12 protein-coding genes and 1 tRNA gene are annotated in these 17328 nt (G+C 56.0%); 8 read left to right on the top strand and 5 right to left on the bottom strand.

What is annotated here, in order from left to right; translation table 11 throughout:
* Position 1: 1 nt before the first annotated feature.
* Positions 2 to 919: a flagellar protein MotY gene (locus tag HP15_RS06090; RefSeq protein WP_014576671.1), complete on the bottom strand. Its 918-nt coding sequence runs from the start codon at positions 917 to 919 to the stop codon at positions 2 to 4.
* Between the two features lie 183 nt (positions 920 to 1102).
* On the opposite strand from HP15_RS06090, the gene pyrC reads away from it, so the two are divergent.
* Both pyrC and rnt read left to right on the top strand, forming a co-directional pair.
* A complete protein-coding gene (gene pyrC, locus HP15_RS06085) occupies positions 1103 to 2134 on the top strand; it encodes a dihydroorotase (RefSeq protein ID WP_014576669.1) in 1032 nt (343 codons plus the stop codon).
* Positions 2135 to 2178: 44 nt separating this feature from the next.
* Positions 2179 to 2835: a ribonuclease T gene (gene rnt, locus HP15_RS06080; protein ID WP_075267700.1), complete on the top strand. Its 657-nt coding sequence runs from the start codon at positions 2179 to 2181 to the stop codon at positions 2833 to 2835.
* Between the two features lie 74 nt (positions 2836 to 2909).
* Here rnt and HP15_RS06075 read toward each other — a convergent pair whose 3' ends face one another.
* Together HP15_RS06075 and HP15_RS06070 are read right to left on the bottom strand one after the other, a co-directional pair.
* Positions 2910 to 5156 carry a methyl-accepting chemotaxis protein gene (locus tag HP15_RS06075; protein ID WP_014576668.1) on the bottom strand — a complete coding sequence of 749 codons (2247 nt, stop codon included), beginning with the start codon at positions 5154 to 5156 and terminating at the stop codon, positions 2910 to 2912.
* A gap of 157 nt (positions 5157 to 5313) precedes the next feature.
* Entirely contained in the window at positions 5314 to 7299 is a 1986-nt protein-coding gene (locus HP15_RS06070; RefSeq protein ID WP_041645140.1) for an SDR family oxidoreductase, read from the bottom strand.
* A gap of 385 nt (positions 7300 to 7684) precedes the next feature.
* Here HP15_RS06070 and HP15_RS06065 point away from each other — a divergent pair, with 385 nt between their 5' ends.
* Together HP15_RS06065 and HP15_RS06060 are read left to right on the top strand one after the other, a co-directional pair.
* A complete protein-coding gene (locus HP15_RS06065; RefSeq protein WP_008171428.1) occupies positions 7685 to 7984 on the top strand; it encodes a hypothetical protein in 300 nt (99 codons plus the stop codon).
* Positions 7985 to 8048: 64 nt separating this feature from the next.
* Positions 8049 to 10871: an insulinase family protein gene (locus HP15_RS06060; protein ID WP_014576666.1), complete on the top strand. Its 2823-nt coding sequence runs from the start codon at positions 8049 to 8051 to the stop codon at positions 10869 to 10871.
* A gap of 5 nt (positions 10872 to 10876) precedes the next feature.
* On the opposite strand, the gene HP15_RS06055 is transcribed toward HP15_RS06060, so the two are convergent.
* Positions 10877 to 11509 carry a TIGR04282 family arsenosugar biosynthesis glycosyltransferase gene (locus tag HP15_RS06055; protein WP_014576665.1) on the bottom strand — a complete coding sequence of 211 codons (633 nt, stop codon included), beginning with the start codon at positions 11507 to 11509 and terminating at the stop codon, positions 10877 to 10879.
* Positions 11496 to 12203 (bottom strand): TIGR04283 family arsenosugar biosynthesis glycosyltransferase, encoded by a 708-nt coding sequence (locus HP15_RS06050; protein ID WP_041645139.1) that lies wholly within the window; start codon positions 12201 to 12203, stop codon positions 11496 to 11498. The genes HP15_RS06055 and HP15_RS06050 overlap by 14 nt, the downstream gene beginning before the upstream one ends.
* An 87-nt stretch (positions 12204 to 12290) precedes the next feature.
* On the opposite strand from HP15_RS06050, the gene HP15_RS06045 reads away from it, so the two are divergent.
* The 4 genes from HP15_RS06045 (at position 12291) to HP15_RS06030 (ending at position 17305) form a co-directional block, all read left to right on the top strand.
* A tRNA-Arg gene (locus HP15_RS06045) sits at positions 12291 to 12367 on the top strand.
* Between the two features lie 408 nt (positions 12368 to 12775).
* On the top strand, positions 12776 to 13132 hold the full coding sequence (locus tag HP15_RS23040) for a protein rep (protein ID WP_227499713.1): 357 nt from the start codon (positions 12776 to 12778) through the stop codon (positions 13130 to 13132).
* A 565-nt stretch (positions 13133 to 13697) separates the two neighbouring features.
* On the top strand, positions 13698 to 15926 hold the full coding sequence (locus HP15_RS06035; RefSeq protein ID WP_014576663.1) for a CHAT domain-containing protein: 2229 nt from the start codon (positions 13698 to 13700) through the stop codon (positions 15924 to 15926).
* A gap of 11 nt (positions 15927 to 15937) precedes the next feature.
* The gene (locus tag HP15_RS06030) at positions 15938 to 17305 is read left to right on the top strand and encodes a hypothetical protein (RefSeq protein ID WP_014576662.1); all 1368 of its coding nucleotides are present in this window, start codon (positions 15938 to 15940) and stop codon (positions 17303 to 17305) included.
* The last annotated feature ends 23 nt before the right edge of the window (positions 17306 to 17328 follow it).

The following is a 17328-nucleotide window of genomic DNA, read 5'->3' as shown; positions in this document are numbered from 1 at the left end:
ATCAGCCCCTGGGTTCGCCGCCATAGCCGTTAGCCTGCTGCAGTTCCGGGCGGTCACCGGCCCGTTGCAGGCGGATATTGGTGCGGCGGTTATCGGCGGGCCGGTTGGATACCGGGTACTGGTCGCCGTGAGCCCGAACGGTAATCATGTTTTCATCAATACCGCTCGCCTTGAGGTAGTCAGCCACCACATTGGCGCGATCTTCGGAGAGCGCACGGTTGTCGATCCGGCTGCCAATACTGTCACTATGACCATCCACGAAAATCCGCTCAACCGTGGAATCTGCGTTCACATAAGCGACGATGTTATCCAGTAGTTGCCTGTCGGCATCGGACAATTGCGTGCTGCCACTGGCAAAGGGCACCCTCGAGCGCTGGATCTGATCAAAGTTTACCGGCAGAAGATTGGACGTACAGCGCTGATAACGCTGGTACTCGCCGGCAAAGTTGATGTTGGAGACCTGAACACGCACCGGGCGGCCATCAAACCACGACTCCCTGGTTACCGTCGGGCGCATCCCGTCCAGAAGTCCATGGGCGACCACGAACGCCTGACGGGTATCCAGCGAGACCTGACGGCGATCATCCGATACATTTACCGTTCCCAGGGGCTTCGGCGCCACACCCGGACGCCAGGCCGGTGCCTCGACCACAAGGCTGCCGCGCCCTGGTCGCATCAATGCAGAATCAGACTCCAGGAAAAAGCTGAGACTTTCACCGGCGCGATGATTGAACACCGCCCGACCGTAGCCGGGAACTTCGTGCACCAGCCGGCATTCAAATACCGACTCGGCGAGATACCACTGGCTGTTCTCGATTCCGGCGCCATAGCTGGCAGCCTGCGCGGTTGCCGGCAGAAGCGCCACGGGCAACGTGGCAACCAGCAGAGTATTCAGGAGTTGTCCGGGGCGAAATCCCATAGAGCTAGCCATCAGTGTCCGGAGTTAGCAGAGTCAGACCGTTTAACGGCCTGAGCCGGAAGTTCTTTAGCCACCAACCGGAAAACAATCACCCGAGCCTTCTGGTATAATTCGCCAAATTTTTTCGGCTCCCAGAGAACCGGGCACAAGCTCGCCCCGCCAAAGGTATTTCGGACAAACGCCATGACAGACAAGCTCACGCTCACACGCCCCGACGACTGGCACCTTCACGTACGGGACGGCGACATTCTCAAGGACGTGGTACCGGCTACGGCCGCCTGCTTCGGTCGCGCCATCATCATGCCCAACCTGGTACCGCCAGTTACCACCGCAGCCGATGCCACAGCCTACCGGGAGCGCATTCTGGCGGCTGCCAATGGCACCGAGTTCGAGCCGTTGATGACGCTGTATCTGACCGAGAGCATGACGGCACAGACCATCCGGGATGCCAGGGCTGCAGGCGTTGTGGCCGCCAAGCTTTACCCCGCCGGAGCAACGACCAATTCCGACTCCGGCGTGAAGGATATCCGCAACATCTACCCGGTTCTGGAAGCCATGGCCAATTGTGGCATGCTGCTGCTGGTACACGGCGAGGTAACCGATGCCGATATCGACATTTTTGACCGGGAAAAGGTATTTCTGGAGCGTGTCCTGGCACCCACTCTCGAGGCTTTCCCGAACCTGAAGGTTGTACTGGAACATATCACCACGGCCGATTCCGCAGAGTTTGTCCGGCAGCACACCGGTGACAACCTAGGTGCGACTCTGACGCCCCAGCACCTGATGTATAACCGCAACCACATGCTGGTAGGCGGCATTCGACCGCATCTCTATTGCCTGCCAATCCTGAAGCGTAACCGCCATCAACAGGCGCTCAGGGACGCGGTGGCCAGCGGCGACAAACGCTTTTTCCTGGGCACGGATTCCGCCCCCCATTCAAAGGATCGCAAAGAGGCAGCCTGCGGTTGCGCTGGCTGTTATTCGGCCTACGGCGCAATCGGTCTGTATGCGGACATTTTCGAAGAGCTTGGCATCCTGGATAAACTTGAAGCATTCGCCAGTTTCAACGGGCCTGATTTCTATGGCCTACCGCGGAATACCGATACCATCACACTGATTCGTGCCCCCTGGACCATGCCGGCAGAGCTGCCGCTGGCTGACGGAACCATCGTGCCCCTCGAGGCTGGTGAAACCGTTCACTGGAAACTGGCGTAAACCTGACTTATTCCTTCTCACACACGGCCAAGACCGGAGCTTGAGTGACTGACGAAAACAAACCACCGCATCCCATGTCCCGCCGCTTTCGCGGGTTTCTGCCTGTTGTAGTCGACGTGGAAACCGCTGGCTTCAATCCCGAGCGGGACGCCCTGCTGGAAGTGGCGGCAGTGATACTGACCATGGACGACGACGGCTGGGTGCGGCGCGCTGAAACCCACGTTCAGCAGATCGATCCGTTCGAAGGCGCGAATCTGGAGCAGTCCGCCCTTGATTTCACCGGTATTGATCCGTGGAATCCGGAGCGAGAAGCGGTACCCGAGCGGGAAGGACTCAGCGAGATCTTCAGCCCCATTCGCAAGGCGGTGAAGAACCACGACTGCAAGCGAGCCGTCCTGGTGGGCCACAATGCCACCTTTGACCATAACTTCATCTTTGCAGCCGCGCTGCGGGCCGACATCCGTCGTAACCCGTTCCATCCTTTCTCAACCTTCGATACCGCCACGCTGGCCGGCCTAGCCTATGGCCACACGGTTCTGGCCCAGGCCTGCAAACTCGCGGGCATTCCGTTCAGCAACAAGGAAGCCCATTCCGCCGCCTATGACGCGGAAAAAACCGCAGACCTGTTCTGTGGCATTGTGAATCGCTGGAAAGAACTGGGCGGATTTCCGCCTCCGGTGATCCCCGAAGAGACCGAATAACCGCCATAAAAAAACCCGCTGAAGCGGGTTTTTTTATGTGTGCCAGGCATAATTGTGGAAGGCACGCCTCGTACTCAGCTGACTTTAAAGCGGGACAGAGAATCCTTGAGCTGATGAGACAACTCCGCCAAGTCACCACTGGCTTCGGAGATCTGGACCATGGCCTGTTTGGTCTCCAAGGACTTTTCAGCAATTGTGGATACGTTGCGCGTTACTTCTTCGGCCGTGGCTGATTGCTCTTCGGAAGCCGTAGCAATCTGCTCCGCCATACCGGACATCCGGGCAACCTCTTCCACTGCCTCGCGAAGCTGCAACACTACGGTTCCTGCCCGCTCAGAAATACCTCTGGCCTGGGTGCTGCAGCGGGTAACCACCTTTGAAGCACGCTCCGAAGAATTGACCAGAGTTTCGATGGAACTACTGATCTCCTCGGTCGCCTTCTGGCTGTTCTGGGCCAGGCTGCGCACCTCATCCGCGACCACCGCGAAGCCCCTGCCCTGTTCACCGGCCCGGGCCGCTTCAATAGCGGCATTCAGAGCCAGCAAGTTAGTCTGGTCGGCGATGGACTTTATCGAATCCAGAACCCTGGTGATGGATTCCATATTCTTTCGCAAGTCCTCTATGCCGGCTTCTGCTTCCTCCAGTTCCCTGGCCATAGCACGGGTGTCCTCAGCGGAGGATTCCACCTCGGTGGCGCTGCGGCTGACCGCCTCATCAGTGCGCCGGGCGGCGGCTGCCGATTCCGAGGTATTCTGGGACACCTCGCTGATGGCAGAGGACATTTCTTCAATGGCCGACGCCACCTGCTCAGTCTGCTCTGCCTGCTGATTCACACTGTCCAGAGTCTGCGAGGTGGTACCGGACAACTGTTCAGATGCACTGGCCTGGCGCTGGGACGCTTCTTCAACCTTGAAGATCACTTCTTTCAGGTCTGACACCATCTTGAGCATGGAGCCGTATACGCCCGTGGCATTGTCACTGTCGGACGAATCAATGACCAGGTTACCTGCAGCTACCTGTTCCGCCAGTGCCTGCAATTCGGACGGGTCTTTACCGAGGGGTTTCATGATCCGCACTGCGGTCCAGACCGCCACGGCCGCCACGGCCAAGAGCACAATAGCAATGGCTATCGCCGCCAGCGTCCACATTTCACGCACCGGCGCCAGGGCCTCGTCTTCGCTGATCTCCGCCACCAGCGCCCAGTTCAGCCCGCCTACGGTAACTGGCCTGTGGGCGGAAAACACTGGCTCGCCACGGTAGGACGTAACCACGCCTTCACCGGAATTTCCGGCCAGGGCCTCATCCACCGATGTCGAACTAATGCGTCCATTCTCCGGGTCGGCAAAGGAAGCGACAACACTGCGGTTTTCCGGATCCAGGTAGGAGTCTGACCGCATCAGGTTATCCGGCCCCACCAGATAGGCATCCCCGGTTTCGCCCATGCCATCTCGTTCCATCATGATGTTGTTCAGGCTGTCGATGGGGAACTGGAAGGCCAGCACGGCCAGCCGCTCATCTTTTTCGGAATATATGGGGGTTGCCACAAATCCGGCGGGCGCACCGTAGGACGGTACATACCGAGTAAAATCAACAAAAGTCGGAGCAGTATCCTGTCCGTCAGACATCGCCTGACGATAAGCTGCCGCCAGGCCAGAATCCGCGTAAGGACCGTCTTTCAGGGAGGTAGCGAAATCCACCTCTTTGGCTACGGAATAGATAACGTGGCCTGTATCAGCGTCAATGAGATAAATATCGTAGTAGCCGAACGCCTCCTGAAACTCCTTGAACGAGGTGTGCCACTGTTTGTGAAGCGTGTTATAAAACTGCGCGATATGGACGTCAGCCGATACCAATTCGTCTTTCTGCCCCACAGGATTCGGGTTGTCCACGATGTAACCCATCTGCAGAGCCAGGCTGTTTTTGCTGAGGGATGCAACGAAGTCCGAGGCTGAACGTCCTTTAGCACCACCATTTTGCTGCAAGGGTGGCAAAAAATTCTGCTGGTAATAAGCCTCGACGTTTTCTCGTAAGGTCGACTGCTCCTCTTGTACCAGTTTTTCATAATTCTGGAATGCCAAACCAAACCCCTGGGCCGCCGTTCGGGTCCCGCGATTATTGGCCATGGCTTTCAGCTGCCGGGCAATAGTGCTGAGATAATCTTCAACACTATGCTGCTTATTGGTAGCCGCAATAGAGAGTTGTTGCAACGCCTGTTCCGTCAGGCTCTGTCGGGCAATTTCGGCGTTAAAAAATGAGATGGCAATGACGGGAAGCAGGCCAACCAGCAGCAAAGTCAGCAAAAGACGTTTCTTGAGAGTCATCAATAGCCCTTCTTTTATATTGTTCTTATGTTAACCATCGGCTATCGGCTGGTTTTCTTTAGCCCAGAACACTCTATAAAAGAGGCGAATCTCGTTTAACCCATTAATATGGGAGGGGAAATAACTCCCCCTCCCACTCGATTCGGGGGCAACTGCGTTACCAGTAGATGCCCCGCATGATGGCGGCGAAAGCCACCTGCTCGCTGGACACCTTCGGCTTCTCCCCGGAACGGCTACCAGCGGCGGCCGGTGAATCCGGGAACATCCGGTAACCGGTGTTCATGACGATCTCGGCCATCTTGGGCGCCAGGGCATGAAGCACCTGGGCAAAGATACCCAAACGGGTAGCGATTCGCTTCGGCCGGTAGACGATGGCATCAGCAACCATGGTCGCAGCCTCGTCCGGCGTTAGCGTGGGGACAGAATCGTAGATCTTGGTTGGCGCAATCATCGGCGTTTTCACCAGCGGCATGTTAATGGTGGTGAACGTGACATTGCGATCCGACCATTCCGAAGCGGCGCAGCGGCTGAAGGCATCCAGCGCGGATTTGGAAGCCACGTAAGCCGAGAACCTGGGAGCGTTGGTCAACACACCGATGGACGAGATGTTGACCACGTGACCGCGGCGATTCTCTAGCATCTTGGGCGCAAAGCCCATGATCAGACGAACGGAACCAAAGTAGTTCAGTTGCATGGTGCGCTCGAAATCGTGGAAGCGGTCGAACGACAGATCCAGTGAACGGCGAATCGAGCGCCCGGCGTTGTTGACCAGCACGTCGACCTGGCCATGGTTATCCAACACGGTCTTCACGAACTCGTCGCAGGCATCCATGTCGGAAAAATCGCAGGGATAGGCGTGTACGCTTGCGCCCCGGGACTCCAGCTCTGCGGCCACTTCCTTCAGGCGCTCGAGTTTGCGGGCACCGATCACGAGGATCGCGCCGGCGTCTGCCAGTTTCTGGGCAGTTGCAAGACCAATACCAGATGTAGCACCGGTCACCACACAGACGCGACCTTCAACCGTGCCCTTGAGCGTGCGGTCCTTGAACAGGTCCGGATCCAGATTGCGCTCCCAGTAATCCCAGATCACCGGCGCGTAGTCCGGCAGGCGGGGCACTTCAATGCCGGTGCCTTTCAGAACGCGCTCGGTTTCGCGGGCGTCAAAACGGGTCGGGTAATTGATGAACGACATCACGGATGGCGGAATGCCCATGTCATCAAGAATGGCCGACGTCAGACGCTTCACCGGTGGCAGGTTCTTCAAGCTCTGGCGAATGAATGGCGGAATAAAGCCGAACATGCGGGAATCGATCCGCATCCCCATCCGGGGTGCGTGACCAGCCTCGCTGAAGATGTTGAGAATTTCGCCAACCTTGTACGGATCGGTATCCACCAGGTGGAAGCACTTGCCGTCTTCACCCTCGAGATGAGCAATGTGATCCATGGCGTTAACCACGAAATCCACCGGCACAATGTTCAGACGCCCACCCTCGACACCAATGGTCGGAACCCACTGGGGCAGCGCGTGGCGGATTTTCTGAATCATTTTGAAGAAATAGTAGGGGCCATCCACCTTGTCCATTTCACCGGTAGAGGTATGCCCAATCACCATGCCCGGGCGGTAAATGCGGAAGGGAACCTTGCATTCCTCACGAACGACCTTTTCAGATTCGTGCTTGGTCCGCAGATACGGATGATCCAGCTTCTCGGCTTCCTCGAACATGTCTTCGCGGAAGATTCCCTTGAACAGACCGGCAGCCGCAATGGAAGAAACGTGATGGAAGTGCTTGGCGCCCATCGCTTCCGCAGCATTCACCGCAGCGCGGGTGCCCTCGATATTGGTCGCCTGCTGGGCTTCTTCATCTGCGCCCATATCGTACACGGCGGCGAGGTGAAAGAAGTGGTCGATTTTCCCTTTCAGGGCTTTCATCGTCTTGGCGTCGATGCCCAGATTCTTGCTGGTCAGGTCGCCTATGACGGCCTTCACCTGGGTTTCATCCGCGCCCCAGCGCTCACGCAATTTGTCCAGCTTGTCCTGGGATTGTTCACGCACCAATACGTGGACAGTGCCACCACGTGCCAGAAGCTTCTCCACCAGGAAACGGCCAATAAATCCGGTGCCACCCGTCAGGAAATAATTCATCAATCTTCCACCCTGCCTGTTGCTCTGTTGTTGTCTATCCATGCCGGCACCCATACGACTAAAGTCTTAGAGTTTTCCGGAAACGCCGGCATTGTACTTAATTGCAACCTTCATGTATCGAACTTTTTTAGAGCTTTTACTCTGTAACCCTTTGTTTTGTATAGAGCTATTACTCTAAATTTCTGACCCGACAAGCGGGACATGCCTGTCCGGTTCGTCGACACAATGTTTTTGAGACTAGCACAGGAATTGCCCCGTGCATGCTCAATTTCCGGATTACCACAATGCAATGAAAGCGCCCGCCAGCAATGACATAATCGGGAACTTATCGCGCCTTTTGGCATCTCTTGTTTTCACAGGAACACCGACCTTCGGAACCCCTACTATGCAGAAAGACAATCCCAACGCGGAACGCTACATTTCGATTGCCCGGGCCTGCCTGAAGGCCATCAACGACACAGCCGATAACGCTGGTTCACGGGAAGAGAAAATTCAGGCGGTCTACGAGGCCATCGACAAGGCCTTCCAGGCCGAGTTCGCCGATTATCGCCAGTCCGTCGCCATCATGGCCACGGTTCTCGAGCGTATTGCTTCGGGCCAGCTGGACAGTGAGAAAGCCGCCGACCTGGCACGTAAAACACTTGACCAGCAGCCTGAAAGCACCCGCAACGCGCTGATGCACTGATTCGCAAACCTCTTCTCCGGATCCCAGAGGGCCTATGAACACACGTACCGTCAGGAAGAACTCCATGCAGAACCCGATCTCACGCCTGTTTTCCCTGCTCATACTTTTGCTGTTCAGCACCCTTGCTCTTTCTGCGCAGATTCCGGAGAAGAGCCCCAATGACGACAACCAGTACCGGTTCATCGAACTGGACAACGGCCTGAAGGTCATTCTGGTGTCTGATGAGGATGCAGACAAAGCAGCGGCCTCAATGAACGTTGCTGTTGGTAGCGGAGATGATCCGGCGGAGCGCGAAGGCCTCTCCCACTTCCTCGAGCACATGCTTTTCCTCGGGACCGAGAAATACCCCGATCCGGGCGAGTACCAGCAGTTCATCAAGAGCCACGGTGGCCAGCACAATGCCTTCACCGCGTTCCAGGACACGAACTACTTCTTCGATGTTCAGGCCGAATTTCTGGAACCGGCACTGGATCGGTTCGCCCAGCAATTTTCCGCGCCCTTATTTACCGCCGAACTGGTGGATCGTGAGCGCAACGCTGTGCACTCGGAGTTCAGCGCCAAACAGAAAGACGATGGTCGACGCTTCTATTCCGTCAAGAAAGCCGTTAGCAATCCGGATCACGCCTTCAGTCACTTTGCCGTCGGAAACCTGAGCACCCTTGAGAATACGGAAGCAAATCCCCTTCGGCCGGACCTGATCGAGTTCTGGAAGCAGCATTACTCCTCGAACATCATGAGCCTGGCGGTTTACGGGCCCCAAACCCTGGATGAGCTGGAATCCATGGTGCGAGGGCGCTTCGATGCCATTGAAAACCGCAACCTTGAGACCAAGCGTCACGTCGCCAGCCTGTACCGCTCAGATGAGCTGCCAGCCAAGGTCACAGCAGAGGCACTGAAGGACGTTCGAAGCCTGTCGCTCACGTTCCCTATTCCGTCCCAGGAAGCGAACTACCGCACCAAACCCGCCAGCTACGTGGCCAACCTGCTCGGCCACGAGGGCCCGGGCAGCCTGTTCGACGTTCTGAAACGGGCCGGTCTGGCGGAAAGCCTTTCCGCAGGTCTGGGCATGGATACCGGCGAGAACGCCACCCTCGAAATCAGCATTTCCCTGACACCGGAAGGACTGGCTCGCCATGAGGACATCCTGCCGCTGGTATTCGATTACATCGAGAAGATTCGCCAGAAAGGTATCAGCGAGCAGCGTTTCCTGGAAATGCAGAACCTGGCTCGCATCGATTTTCGATTCCGCGAACAGGGTAACCCCCTGCACGAGGCCATGCGCCTTTCTCGTTACCTCCAGGACTATCCCGCCGAAGACGTTTTGCGGGCGCCCTGGCTGGTTGAGCGCTTCGCACCGGAACAGTACCGCGACATTCTGGACAGGCTGACGCCGGACAACCTCCTTGCTTTTGTTCTGGCACCGGAGCCTGAACTTGAAAATCCGAACCGAACCGACTGGTACGAAGCGGCGTGGGCCCGGGAACCACTCGACCCGGCAACACTGAGGACCCAGAGCCTGCCAGAACTCGCTGCCCAGCTGCGCCTGCCGCCGGAGAATCCATTTGTGCCGGAAGATCTGGCGATGGTGCCCGGAAAAACCATGGCGCAGCCGACACAACTGGCAACCATCGAGGGAATGGATGTCTGGTTTGCCCGGGATACCCGGTTTGATACCCCGAAAGCCAACGTGTTTGTGGGCCTTCGTACGCCTGCCACCCGAGCGTCGGCACGCAGCTACGTGCTCACTCAGTTGCTGGTGGACGCCATCAATACCAATCTGAACGCCTGGGCTTACTCCGCCAGTCTTGCGGGCCTGGATTACAGCGTCTATCCGCATCTCAGGGGTATCACGGTCCGGGTCGGCGGTTACAACGACAAACTCCATACCCTGATGAACCGGATTCTGCTCCAGGTGGCTGCACCGGAACTGACCGAACAACGTTTCGAGATCGCGCGGCAGCAGCTGATTGACGGCCTGCAGAACAAGGCCAAGGATCGCCCCGTCGAACAGACCTCTGAGTTTATCCAGACGTCCCTCATCGAAGGCGCCTGGTCCACCGACGCCAAGCTGAGAGCCGCCCGGGAAGTTAGCTTCGAGGAACTGCAATCCTTCTCTGAAGCCCTGCTGTCACAGGTTGACCCGGTTATGATGGCGCACGGAAACCTCACCGAGGCCTCGACTCTTAACCTCGCGCGGCAAATTGACGCCATAGTTCTGGGCAACAGCGAGCTGGTCCGGGTAGCACGAAGCCAGGTGCGCCAGCTGCCAGATAATGAAACCCTCGTCTCCATCGACGTGGACCATCCGGACACGGGCTATACCCTCTACATGCAGGGAGACAACACCAGCTTTGAGGAGCGGGCCCGATTCCGGCTGCTGGCCCAGATTATCAGCAGCCCGTTCTACGAAGAGATCCGAACCAACCGCCAGATGGGCTACATCGTTTACGCGACGCCTTTTGAAATGCTTGAAACACCGGCCCTGGGGTTTGTTGTTCAGTCACCTTCCGCTTCCCAGGCAGAGATTGACCAGGCGGTTCAGGAATTCTCCAACAGCTTTGAGGAAACCCTCTCCGCTTTGACAGCGGAACGCCTTGATCGGGAGAAACAGGCCGTTATCAGCAAGCTACTCGAGCGGGACCGGCAACTCGGCGAGATTTCCAGCCGCTACTGGCGTGAGATTGATCGGGGCATGGACACGTTTGATTCCCGCCAGCAGTTGGCCAACGCGATCAAGCAGGTCGGAAAACCACAATTGCTGGAAACCTTCAAAAAGGCCGTCCTGGAGCGCAAGCAGGCATTAGAAGTGGTTACAGGTGGGAATGGCCTGGAGGCAAACCGGGCGCTTGGCAGGCTCACCGAGCTGCCGCCGGTGCCCGCCAGCTAGAGTACTCAAAGAGTGCGCAGAAAGCGCGCCCAGTCTTCGGGCTCGTCGACATCCCAGCGGGGCTCCAGCAAACAATAGCTGAGCCCCGATGCTTTTAGGCGCTCACAGGTCTGGGCCAGAACCTCCGGCGTGCCCCAGGCAATGTCATCCAACATTCCCTCAGCCACTCGGGAGGCTCCAATCAGGACATAGCCGCCATCATCTGAGGGCCCAAGCACAACGTCGTAGTCTTTCAGGAGCGCGACGGCGTTACGGGCGTAATCCGGATCGACCGAGGGGCAATCACTGCCCACCACCAATGCCCGGTCATAGTCCTGAAGAGACAGGCTCAACGCTCGATACATCCGTTGGCCCAGTGTGCTCCCCTCCTGAACGCCTTGCATCAGGCCGGCGGCATCAAGCTCTTCAATGATAGAGGCCGCCTCGCCGGGCCGGTCATCCACCGGTCTATCCCACCAGAATTCCACCGGATAGCCGGTCGCACACAGGTTATCCAGCACAGCCAGCGTGAGCCGAACATGGGCTTCGAGAGCCCCGACCGCACCCAACTCGGGCATCAACCGGGTTTTAACCCGTCCGGCTTCCGGCCATTTGGCAAACTGGAGAAAAACCGCCGCAGGCGGATTACTTTGAGGCATTGCGCACATCCGATCGGTAAATTTGGGCCAGGGACTCCGGCGATTCACCACGCCAATACCGCCAGCGCAGCTGCCACATCAGAAAAATCGTTCGCCAGGCACCGTATTTCTGCCAACGGCGGCTATCGGTAACGACTGGCTCTTTTATACAGAAAGGATGGGACACCAGGCAAAGACGGCGTGAGAATTCGACATCTTCCATGAGCGGCATCTGGTGAAAACCATCCAGGAGGTCGAAAACGTCCCGCCGTACGAAAATTGCCTGATCACCGGTGCAGATGCCTGACAGGCGCGAGCGCTGGTTCATGAACCAGGCAATAACCCGGAAAAGCAGCCGCTCACCACTCAGCCGCACATCGAACCGCCCCCAGGCGCGACGGGAATGGACGAAACTTGCGAGATGCTCCAGAGCTTCTTCCGGCAGGCGCGTATCTGCGTGCAGAAACAACAGTAGATCGCCCTTTGCAACTGCCGCGCCGGCGTTCATCTGAAGCGCCCGGCCCTTCTCTGACACAACCACCCTGTCGCAAAGTGGCCGGGCCAGCTCAACGGTTCGATCGGTACTGCCACCATCGACGACAACCAACTCATGCCCCCGGTTACGGATCGGTTGCAGGGCGCGCAGGGTGTCGGTTACACCTGCCGCTTCCATCCACACGGGAACAATCACGCTTAGCGAGAAAGGATCTGGCAAAACACACTCCGTGACATTCTCTGAAACCGGACCGAACCTTGAGCCTCAGGTCTTAGCCCGCTATCATACCGCCCTTCTCGCGATAATGCCCCCGTAGCTCATCTGGATAGAGCGTCCCCCTCCTAAGGGGAAGGTAGCAGGTTCGAGTCCTGCCGGGGGTACCAACCACCCTTCCGCATCGATCCACCGACGACCTCAACCGACTGTTTTAAGACATTTTTTCGGAAACCGCTATTCTTATCAATCCACAATAATTCCGTTCCAATCTACATATTTTAGGGATACATCTGGGGTGCAAACTTATATGTGCCACGCTATCGTAGATTTTGCACCTTAAAGAAGAGTTCAAGCTCAGGAAGTTGCTAGACACTTCTTAGCCGACAGCAACACACTCCCCGATGGCATCCGGATCCTCGAATGCGCAAATCGCTTGAGAACGTATTAAGACGAAACCTACGGCTCTTTCTTCAACACTTGGTACTGCAAGCATCGTAGCTGCCAAATCTGCCAATGGCGGAAATCCTTGAGGTACTGCAGTAAAGTCCATCGAACCTTGGACCATCCCCCCTCTCTTGCAGCACAAGTGGATCTACCTGACATTGAACGCCCGCAAATGCGACGTCAGCGCCCTGAGGGCAACTATCGAACACATGAATCAGGCTTTCTGGCGTTTGATGAACCGGGACTTCTGGAAACGGCATGTTCAGGTTGGCATTCGATTTGCGGAGATAGCCGGTTGCTTCCTTGATGGTGAGAGTCTCAACTACCAGTCAACATATCTCCACTTCCATTGCATACTGCGGGTCAGCCCATCGATGCATGCCGGGGTCAAATACGTTTCTGAACTACGATGGGCAGAAGAATGGCAACAATCACTACCTACCAATCGTCAGCTCTATGAGACTGCTTGGCGAGGATCAGGATCTTAGACACAAGATTGTCAGCGCTACCCGGTACTCAATGAAGGCGAGAGTGAATACATATGCAAGGTCCTGGTTTCTGGAAGCCGCGACACAATTGAGAGGACTAAGGCTCGTCGAACCGCTTGGCGACATACGGTCGCTGTTTACGGATCTGGACTATGAAACATCGGGTCGCGCAGATGAGGGACCCGATGAGATCCGACAAGACAATAATCCACGGATTCACTACTGGGATGACTCGAGCGGAAGTTACGGGTCAGAGTAAGCCACCAGGACCATAACGTGGTGCTCATGAACCGCTCGGAGTTGGATGGACGCAAATAGATATATATGGGGCCGGGCCGATAACTCAGCATTATTTTTGCCCCGGTTTGCCAAAAAAACATTAAATCCACCGACGCAGACCAACGGAGACATCATATGAAAACTGATTGAGTGCAAACGCTGCGTGTCACGGAACCGGCCAACGTGTGCTAACGCGTAAATGATTGCACCCGCACTCAGGACTGAAGTTTGACAGAATGGCTGACCGTACTATTGTGTTTTTTAGGGACGCCTAAAGGAGATAGGCATGTCTACAAATAATTTCCGCAAAAAGTACCGTAAACTGCTCGATAAAGTTGCAAAAATCGATGATAAGGATCTCTTGATCCGTTGTTTATCAGGCTTGTATAAGGCGCCATTAACCTTTCCTGCTGACCTCAAAAAACTAAAAAGATTTAAGAGCCTTGCAGCTCAATTCTCACAGCTAAGGAATGAGTTGGGAGGGAATGCCAAAAAGTTCGAAATTATCGCGTGCGCCGAGATTACTGCTGTTATGCAACAACAGGGGGTGGTTCTCGTAGCCAAGAAGTCCCATGCCGAACTTTTAGCGAGCCCTGTGTCCGAAACACTTGAGGTTTTGCCCGCGGCGATCGCCAAACATTCGGTATATGTGGCACCCGATGCTAATAAAACGTATCTGCAATCCGGTGTTGCTGGCAGTTTCAGTTTAGGCGCGAGTCCAGAGCAATCTACGAATATTGCTATAAGCGGCGGAGGGTTGCTCGGTCAGAGCGTTTGGGAAAAGGGGAGAGCGAATAGTGATATGGGCCGCAGCGGGCCTTCCCATGCAGTACCTGCGGAAAACGCCAGCGAGCTTACTAACCCTGAAGAATCGCCTCCACAGCCCGGGAAACCGCGTTTTTTGAATGCGGAGATTGCCGGCCATTCGAATGATACTCCACTGGACATTCACAAAACATACAAACTCGAATTCAGCGTTGCTCTCGAGAAAGCAAAAAACGCAAACGCAGCAGTTCGTCTACCTGATTCGGAATTAATTTTCGAAAAGCATGAAGAGGACATCGAACTCTCTGTCGAGGTTTTTAGCGAAGACTTTAAAGTTGCCCAAAGCCCGGTGTTATTGAAAGTCCCGCGCCTGGGCCCTTCGAAAGATAAAGCACGCTTTGATATTACACCCTTAAAAACGGGACGAGCGTCACTGACGGCAACTATCCTTAAAGCCGGTAACTTTCTGTTCCAGATGGAAATTAGTTATTCTATAGGAACTACAGAGGCAGAAACTAAGCCCGCCAGTGTAGTGACCCATGGGCGCCCTCTCGACGCAGCCACAGACCTGAAGCCCCGTGAAGTGGGGATGGTTATCCATCCTGCTGCGAATGGGTACGAGTTGACAGTATGGGGGGGAGCTAGTGCAAAAAAAGTCACCCTGCCAATCACTGAGGCAGAACTCGATGATGCGATCAAAGCGGCACGCGAGGCGCTGATCGGAGTAATACTTCAGCGCGACGAAAAGCAGGACTTAGTATTTCAACAGGGACTTGAAATTGATGTCGATTCACAAAGCAGAGCCTTGCGCTCCCTCGCCCGCGCAGGTGCAACTCTGTTCCAGCGAATTTTCTTCGGCCCTCTCTGCGGAGCCGATGTTCAGCGCGTCGGAGAATTTCTGCGCGACCAATTCTCGAAACCGGATGTAACTCTCAAGCTGCAGATTGTCGCCGAACGCTTTCCGATTCCCTGGGGCCTGATCTATCTCGGCCCCATCGCTCGGGACGCGCCGCTCGACTGGAAGCTGTTCTTGGGAATGAGTCATATCATTGAGCAAATCCCGCTTCAGCCCAACCTCGGAATTCAGGACTCGCTGATCAAGAGCGACGACCCTTCGCTTGCAGTGAGTGTCAACGTTCATGCGGGCATTGACGCACAGATGAAATCGGACTTCGTAGGTCGTCAGCTCGAATACTGGGACAATTGCTCTGAGGGGTTCGGCGCGCGAATGCGAGTCACCAAGCGACAATCTCGTACGGAACTCCTCGCTGCGCTAACGAACTCAGCTAACGATCAGTTGATGTACCTTTACTGCCATGCAGTAACGTCGAATCTCGGTGACCCTGGTGGTATCAATGGCTCCCACATAGTCCTAACTGGCGACGAGCAACTGATGCTCGGGGATCTGAACCTGGAAGCACCGATGACGGAGCATTTACTTGGTCAGCCGCTGATCTTCATTAACGCTTGCGAGTCTGCGGAACTGTCGCCGTCGTTCTATGATGGCTTTGTTCCTTACTTCATGGCCAAGGGCGCGCGCGGTGTTGTCGGCACAGAGTGCAAGACTCCGGCACTTTTCGCCTCCGAATGGGCGCTGCGTTTCTTCCCGCGCTTCCTCGCCGGAAAACCGATCGGCGAGCTATTCCTCAATCTCAGGCAAGAATTTTTGACGGAGCATCGCAATCCACTTGGGCTTGTTTATGCGGTCTACTGTGATGGCGACACGCAGATACATCCGGGGCTTTCATAGGAGTGAAGCGCATGCCCATTCGCACGATCAAACAAACCGGTGTCCAGTATTTCCTTATCTCGTTCGACAAAAAAGGTGTTGAACGCCCCGAGGCTGATGGCTCAATGCTCAGCGAAGACTTGCGAAAGCTCGTCGCCGACCATGACGAGAGATTTACTGACGTTATCTTTGCAAGCCATGGATGGAAGGGAGATGTCCCGGCTGCCATCGAACAGTACGACCGATGGGTCGGTGAAATGGCCTGCTCGCCCGATCACGCAGCGGCCAAAATCGCGAACCCAAATTTTAGAGCGATCGTGATCGGTTTGCACTGGCCAAGTCTGCCATTTGGCGACGAGCGAATCCCGGCCGCCAGCGGTCTGCTTTTGGCAAATGCTGATATGAGTATTGAGGATGAGGTCGAGCAATACGCAGCCAGTATTGCCGATACTACTGCTGCACGAGAGGCTATTCGTGCCATTGTTACGGCAGCTCGTCGAGACACCGGCACTGATCAAGAGCTCTCAACAGAGGTGCGTAACGCCTATCGAACTTTGTATGCCGAAATGCAACTCGAAGACGCTTCTGGCGACGTTGCCGCACCGCCGGGGGCTGACCACGGTGACTGGGACCCAGACGCTATCTATCGTGACGCGCGAAAAGCTGCGATAGAAGCTGAACCAACTACAGAGTCCATGCTACTTGGAGGTGGGGTTGCTGATACATTCAAGAGCTGGGTTCTTGCCCCGCTTCGGCAACTCTCCTTCTGGACCATGAAGGATCGCGCGCGATGCGTCGGCGAAAGTGGTGGACACGCGTTGCTGCGGAAGCTTCAAAACGGGGGGCGAGACGGAACGCGTTTCCATCTGATGGGTCACAGCTTTGGCTGCATCGTCGTATCGGCGGCGGTTGCCGGCCCACCTGCCGGCGCAGCGCTCCCTCGTCCAGTCGACTCTCTGTCACTCATTCAAGGGGCGCTCTCGCTTTGGTCGTTTTCCTCCTCGATTCCCTTCGCGATAGGGAAAGTCGGCTATTTCAACCACACCCTAAAAAACGGGCTCGTGCGCGGAACGATCATTACGACAAGATCCTCACACGATACGGCTGTCGGGAAACTCTATCCCCATGCTGTAAGGGTCGCGAACCAATACTTGCTCGGCGATGAGCTACCAAAATACGGCGGCATCGGTACGTTCGGCGCACAGGGGCTCGGTGATATAGCGGAGGATCTTGAGATGCAATCGACTACACATGATTACAAGTTTAGCCCCGGCCGCGTTTACAACCTGGAAGCAAGCAATACGATCAAGAACGGGAGCGGCTTTTCTGGCGCACATAGTGACATCGCGCACCCTGAAGTGGCTCACGCGATATGGTCCGCAATACTGGCTTCGAAGTAGTGGGCTAGTCCACCGCAATCTCG

The sequence above is a fragment of the Marinobacter adhaerens HP15 genome, from assembly GCF_000166295.1.
GTDB classification, from domain to species: Bacteria; Pseudomonadota; Gammaproteobacteria; order Pseudomonadales; family Oleiphilaceae; genus Marinobacter; species Marinobacter adhaerens.
Note: the sequence above shows the minus strand (reverse complement) of the source record. Positions and strands in the feature narration are given on the sequence as shown.

Excerpts from the sequence above, each read along its gene's own strand:
- HP15_RS06070 (WP_041645140.1), bottom strand. The coding sequence starts at position 7,299 with ATGAATTATTTCCTGACGGGTGGCACCGGATTTATTGGCCGTTTCCTG.
- HP15_RS06060 (WP_014576666.1), top strand. The coding sequence starts at position 8,049 with ATGCAGAACCCGATCTCACGCCTGTTTTCCCTGCTCATACTTTTGCTG.
- HP15_RS06075 (WP_014576668.1), bottom strand. The coding sequence starts at position 5,156 with ATGACTCTCAAGAAACGTCTTTTGCTGACTTTGCTGCTGGTTGGCCTG.
- HP15_RS06090 (WP_014576671.1), bottom strand. The coding sequence starts at position 919 with ATGGGATTTCGCCCCGGACAACTCCTGAATACTCTGCTGGTTGCCACG.
- HP15_RS06065 (WP_008171428.1), top strand. The coding sequence starts at position 7,685 with ATGCAGAAAGACAATCCCAACGCGGAACGCTACATTTCGATTGCCCGG.
- HP15_RS06030 (WP_014576662.1), top strand. The coding sequence starts at position 15,938 with ATGCCCATTCGCACGATCAAACAAACCGGTGTCCAGTATTTCCTTATC.
- pyrC (WP_014576669.1), top strand. The coding sequence starts at position 1,103 with ATGACAGACAAGCTCACGCTCACACGCCCCGACGACTGGCACCTTCAC.
- HP15_RS06055 (WP_014576665.1), bottom strand. The coding sequence starts at position 11,509 with ATGCCTCAAAGTAATCCGCCTGCGGCGGTTTTTCTCCAGTTTGCCAAA.
- HP15_RS06035 (WP_014576663.1), top strand. The coding sequence starts at position 13,698 with ATGTCTACAAATAATTTCCGCAAAAAGTACCGTAAACTGCTCGATAAA.